General features: G+C 33.8%; 4 protein-coding genes. 2 read left to right on the top strand and 2 right to left on the bottom strand.

The features are described from left to right. Both WBN21_RS02970 and WBN21_RS02965 read right to left on the bottom strand, forming a co-directional pair. Positions 1–308: tRNA-dihydrouridine synthase (locus tag WBN21_RS02970; protein ID WP_424197810.1), on the bottom strand; the 308-nt coding region annotated here is incomplete at its 3' end. Positions 309–353: 45 nt separating this feature from the next. Beyond that, a complete protein-coding gene (locus tag WBN21_RS02965) occupies positions 354–1,577 on the bottom strand; it encodes a M28 family peptidase (protein WP_424197809.1) in 1,224 nt (407 codons plus the stop codon). 54 nt (positions 1,578–1,631) lie between these two features. Here WBN21_RS02965 and WBN21_RS02960 point away from each other — a divergent pair, with 54 nt between their 5' ends. Next, positions 1,632–2,726, top strand: coding sequence for a TolB family protein (locus WBN21_RS02960; protein ID WP_424197808.1), 1,095 nt, complete (start codon positions 1,632–1,634; stop codon positions 2,724–2,726). 76 nt (positions 2,727–2,802) lie between these two features. Further along, positions 2,803–4,599: a translation elongation factor 4 gene (lepA, locus tag WBN21_RS02955; RefSeq protein WP_424197807.1), complete on the top strand. Its 1,797-nt coding sequence runs from the start codon at positions 2,803–2,805 to the stop codon at positions 4,597–4,599. Positions 4,600–5,145 lie beyond the last annotated feature (546 nt).

The raw sequence follows: 5,145 nt of genomic DNA, 5'->3' as shown, positions 1-5,145 counted from the left end.
GGGCAACCAAAATTAATATCGATAATATCTGGTTTTGAAGCAGAAACAATGTCTATTGTTTCTAACATGCTTTCCATATTTGCGCCAAAAATTTGAATCCCAACTGGTCGCTCTTTTTCATAAATATCCAACTTCATAACGCTTTTTGCGGCATTACGAATCAAACCTTCACTCGATACAAACTCGGTATAAACAACATCGGCGCCTTGTTCTTTACAAAGGGCGCGGAACGGCGGGTCACTAACGTCTTCCATAGGTGCTAACAGCAATGGGAAGTCGGGCAATTCTATGTTGTCTATTTTAACCACATTATTTAAATTGGAGTGCAAAAGTATTGAAAACTAATGATATATCTAAAATTCTATTTCTGCTTCTATTAAATCGTTTTCTCGTTGTACCTGTACTTTAGTTTTATCACCTTCTTTAAATGTTGCTAACACTTTCATGTAACTCATCATGTCTGTCACTATACTATCGCCCAACTTTACGACAATATCTCCTTTTTGTAATCCTGCTTTTTGGGCAGGCTTCTCCTCACTAATTCCATCAATTCGCATACCTTTTCCATCGAACATATAATCAGGTATGACACCTAAACCAACTTTAAATCGAGGCGTTTCTTCACTCTCATTTTTTGTCTTTCTAAAAGGTAATTTTCCGTTATTATCTAAATCTGAAATAATCTCAAAAATATAATTGGAAATGATTTGCATGCCCTTATAGTTTAACTTTTCAAAATCATCACTTGGCTTATGATAATCTTCATGTTGCCCAGTAAAAAAGTGTAAAACAGGAATGTAAATATTATAAAATGATGTGTGGTCACTTGGGCCAATACCTGATTCTTTTTGAATAAGTTTAAAATTCTCATTGTGTGAATTCAGCGTTTGCTTAAATATAGGTGACGTTCCAACGCCATAAACCGCCAGTGTACTGTCTACTTTTAATCGCCCTACCATATCCATATTTATCATATAGTTCATTTTTTCAGTAGCAATGGTCGCATTTTTCACAAAGTAGTTAGAACCTAATAACCCCATTTCTTCTCCTGAAAAAGCTATAAACAAATAGTTATTCCCTTTGTTTTCACTATTAAGCTTATTAGCTAAATTTAGTAAAACAGCAACGCCACTGGCATTATCATCCGCGCCATTATGTATCGCTTTTTCGCCTCTAAACAAAGACCCTTCTGCGCCATATCCTAAATGATCGTAATGTGCACCAATAACAATAGTGTTTTCCGCTTTATTATCTATAAAACCAATTACGTTTGTTCCGGTAATGGTACTATCACCTTCTTTTACGGTGTAATTCACTTTTTGGTGAGGATTTGTTTTTGGTTTAAACGTAAAGGTTTGAAAAAAGCCATTTATTCCTTTTGCCTCTAACCCCATTTTATCAAAACGTTTTGCAATGTATTCAGCAGCTTTCTTTTCGCCATCTGTTCCTGTTTGTCGGCCTTCTAATTCATCATCAGATAAAAAGGAAACATCTTCTTTAATAGTTATTGTTTTTGTTTTTTCTTTTTTACAAGCAATCAAAAAAACTAAAAAAAGACAAACGATTAAGTGTTTCATGGTTATATATATTAATTTTGCACAAATTTAATCAATACCTATAAACTTTTTTAAATGAATCGTATTTACCTCATCATATTTGTGTTTGCTATTATAGCTTGTAAAAATGAACCTAAGAAAAATGTTGAAAAAGAAACCGAAAACACTAAAGACTCATTAATTTTCTCTGGAGAAAACCATTTTAAATCAATACGCCAGGTTACTTTTGGTGGTGATAATGCTGAAGCATATTGGAGTTTTGATGATAAACAAATTGTGTTTCAATCTAACAATAAAAAATGGGGAGTAAACTGCGACCAAATGTTTTTAATGAATGCCAACCAAACATTTACCGATAGTATTGCGCCACCAATGGTAAGTACAGGAAAAGGCAGAACCACATGTTCCTATTTTATGCCAGATAATAAACATATTATTTATGCATCAACACACTTAGGTAATGAAAATTGCCCTGATACACCTTTGCGTAAAAACGGAAAATACATTTGGCCCGTTTACGATACATTCGATATTTTTGTAGCTGATTTAGAGGGAAACATTGTTAATCAACTTACCAATGAAAAAGGCTACGATGCAGAGCCTACCGTTTCGCCAAAAGGGGATAAAATAGTATTTACTTCGACTAGAAGTGGCGATTTAGAATTATATACCATGAATCTTGACGGAAGTGATGTAAAACAAATTACTAACGAATTGGGTTATGATGGCGGCGCGTTCTTTTCGCCAGATGGCACAAAAATCATATTCCGTTCTTCACGCCCAAAAACCGAACAAGAAATTAAAGAATATAAAGAACTACTAGCTGAAGGATTAGTGGAACCGACCGATATGGAGCTTTATATTTGTAATGCCGATGGAAGCAAATTGCGTCAATTAACCGATTTAGGCAATGCGAATTGGAGCCCGTTTTTTCATCCATCGGGAAATAAAATATTATTCTCATCAAATTTTGAGGCAGAACGCGGGTTTCCGTTCAATTTATATTTAATAGATATTGATGGCAAAAATCTTGAACGCGTAACGCATAGCGAAACTTTTGATGCATTTCCTGTGTTTTCAAATGATGGTAAATATTTAGCATTTTCATCGAATAGAAATAACGGTGGAGGGCGCGATACTAATTTGTTTATTGCTGAGTGGCAAGATTAATTGCTAATTAAATATTCGCTTAAAAGGTTGATAAATACCCTATATTTGCCAAATCTTTTTATGAAGATTGTTGACTATGAAGAACATTAGAAACTTTTGCATTATTGCACATATTGATCACGGTAAAAGCACCCTTGCAGATCGATTATTGGATGCTACAGGCTCGGTAACCGCTAGAGAAAAGCAAGATCAATTACTGGATAGTATGGATTTGGAACGCGAACGTGGTATTACTATTAAATCGCACGCCATCCAAATGGACTACGAATACAAAGGTGAAAAATATGTATTAAATCTTATAGACACACCTGGACACGTCGATTTTTCTTATGAAGTATCTCGTTCTATTGCAGCTTGTGAAGGCGCTTTGTTAATTGTTGATGCTGCACAAAGTATACAGGCGCAAACCATTTCTAATTTATATTTAGCGCTAGAAAACGACTTAGAGATTATTCCAATTCTTAATAAAGTTGATTTACCAAGTGCAAATCCAGAAGAAGTTACTGATGATATTGTAGATTTATTAGGCTGCAAACCAGAAGAAGTAATTCATGCAAGTGGAAAAACAGGGTTTGGTATTGAAAATATTCTAGCAGCGGTTATTGAGCGTGTTCCCGCCCCTAAAGGCGACCCTAATGCGCCGCTTCAAGCTTTAATTTTCGATTCGGTTTATAATACTTTTAGAGGTATTGAAACCTACTTTAGAGTGTTTAATGGTGAAATAAAAAAGGGTCAAAAAATAAAATTTGTTGCAACTGATAAAGAATATTATGCAGATGAAGTTGGAACTTTAAAGCTCACCCAAGTTGCAAAACAAAGTGTGAAAACGGGTGATGTTGGCTATTTAATTACAGGTATAAAAACCGCAAAAGAAGTAAAAGTTGGTGATACCATTACAGATTTCGCAAATCCTACAACCAATATTGTTGAAGGTTTTGAGGATGTAAAACCAATGGTATTTGCTGGTATTTACCCCGTTGACACTGAGGATTATGAGGAGCTTCGTAACTCTATGGAAAAACTACAGTTAAATGATGCCTCGTTAGTATTCATCCCTGAAAGTTCTGCGGCTTTAGGTTTTGGTTTTCGCTGTGGGTTTTTAGGGATGCTTCACATGGAAATTATTCAAGAACGTTTAGAGCGTGAGTTTGACATGACGGTTATTACAACCGTTCCCAACGTTTCGTATCATGCATTCACAAATAAAAACCCAGACACTCCTTTTATAGTAAATAACCCTTCTGACTTACCAGACCCTTCGACAATTAACAGAGTTGAAGAACCTTATATAAAAGCAACTATAATTACAAAATCTGATTTTGTTGGAAACGTAATGTCGCTTTGTATTGAAAAGCGTGGCATTGTACTTAACCAAACGTATTTAACTACTGAGCGTGTTGAATTAACTTTTGAAATGCCTTTAGCAGAAATTGTTTTCGATTTTTACGATCGTTTAAAAACAGTATCGAAAGGCTATGCTTCTTTTGATTATTCGCCTATTGGCATGAAAACTTCAAAATTAGTAAGATTAGATATACTGTTAAACGCTCAAACTGTTGATGCACTTTCTGCATTAATACATGCCGATAATGCGCAACATATAGGTAAAAAAATGTGTGAGAAATTGAAAGAATTAATTCCACGTCAACAATTCGATATTCCAATTCAAGCAGCTATTGGTGCAAAAATTATTTCTCGCGAAACAATTAAGGCTTTACGTAAGGATGTAACTGCAAAATGTTATGGTGGTGATATTTCTCGTAAGCGTAAGCTTTTAGAAAAACAGAAAAAAGGTAAAAAACGTATGCGACAAGTTGGGAATGTGGAAATTCCACAGCAAGCGTTTATGGCGGTACTTAAACTGAATGATTAATTTTTGAGAATTCAATTTTAATATTGTTTTGTTGATCTAACGAAATAACATTTCTTCATTATATAATTCTCAACAAAGGTATTTTTATGCAACTTTTACCGTAGCAAAACGGATGCATTTAGAGTTTTCATTATTGAAAAAGTCCTAAATTTAAACAAATAGGTTATTTTTCTCAAAAATAGACCTAGTGTGAAATTGTTAATAAATAATTTTGTATGTTTATATCAGAGTAAATGATATAGCCAACTAAGCCTTATCAATTCCTTTATAACAGCGTGATTAACTAATAGTGTGTTTAAAAAAATTTAAATTTAAATGCTATTATGGTTATTAACAATTTTAGCAAAATTTGCCCCTTGATTTATTTGATTTTCAACGAAATACCTACTTAATTAGTGGTATGTTATTTTTTTTAAATTTTACTAAAAAGGGCAATTGTGATTATCTAATTTCTTTTTTAGCATTGCATTTAATGGATTTTATATGAAAGCACTTTTTTATACTAGAGAATTTCCGCCATATGTATACGGCGGCGCAGGAGTACAC

The sequence above is a fragment of the Algibacter sp. genome (assembly GCF_049667265.1).
Lineage (GTDB): Bacteria > Bacteroidota > Bacteroidia > Flavobacteriales > Flavobacteriaceae > Algibacter_B.
This window is presented reverse-complemented; position numbering and strand designations above follow the sequence as displayed.

Excerpts from the sequence above, each read along its gene's own strand:
- WBN21_RS02960 (WP_424197808.1), top strand. The coding sequence starts at position 1,632 with ATGAATCGTATTTACCTCATCATATTTGTGTTTGCTATTATAGCTTGT.
- lepA (WP_424197807.1), top strand. The coding sequence starts at position 2,803 with ATGAAGAACATTAGAAACTTTTGCATTATTGCACATATTGATCACGGT.
- WBN21_RS02965 (WP_424197809.1), bottom strand. The coding sequence starts at position 1,577 with ATGAAACACTTAATCGTTTGTCTTTTTTTAGTTTTTTTGATTGCTTGT.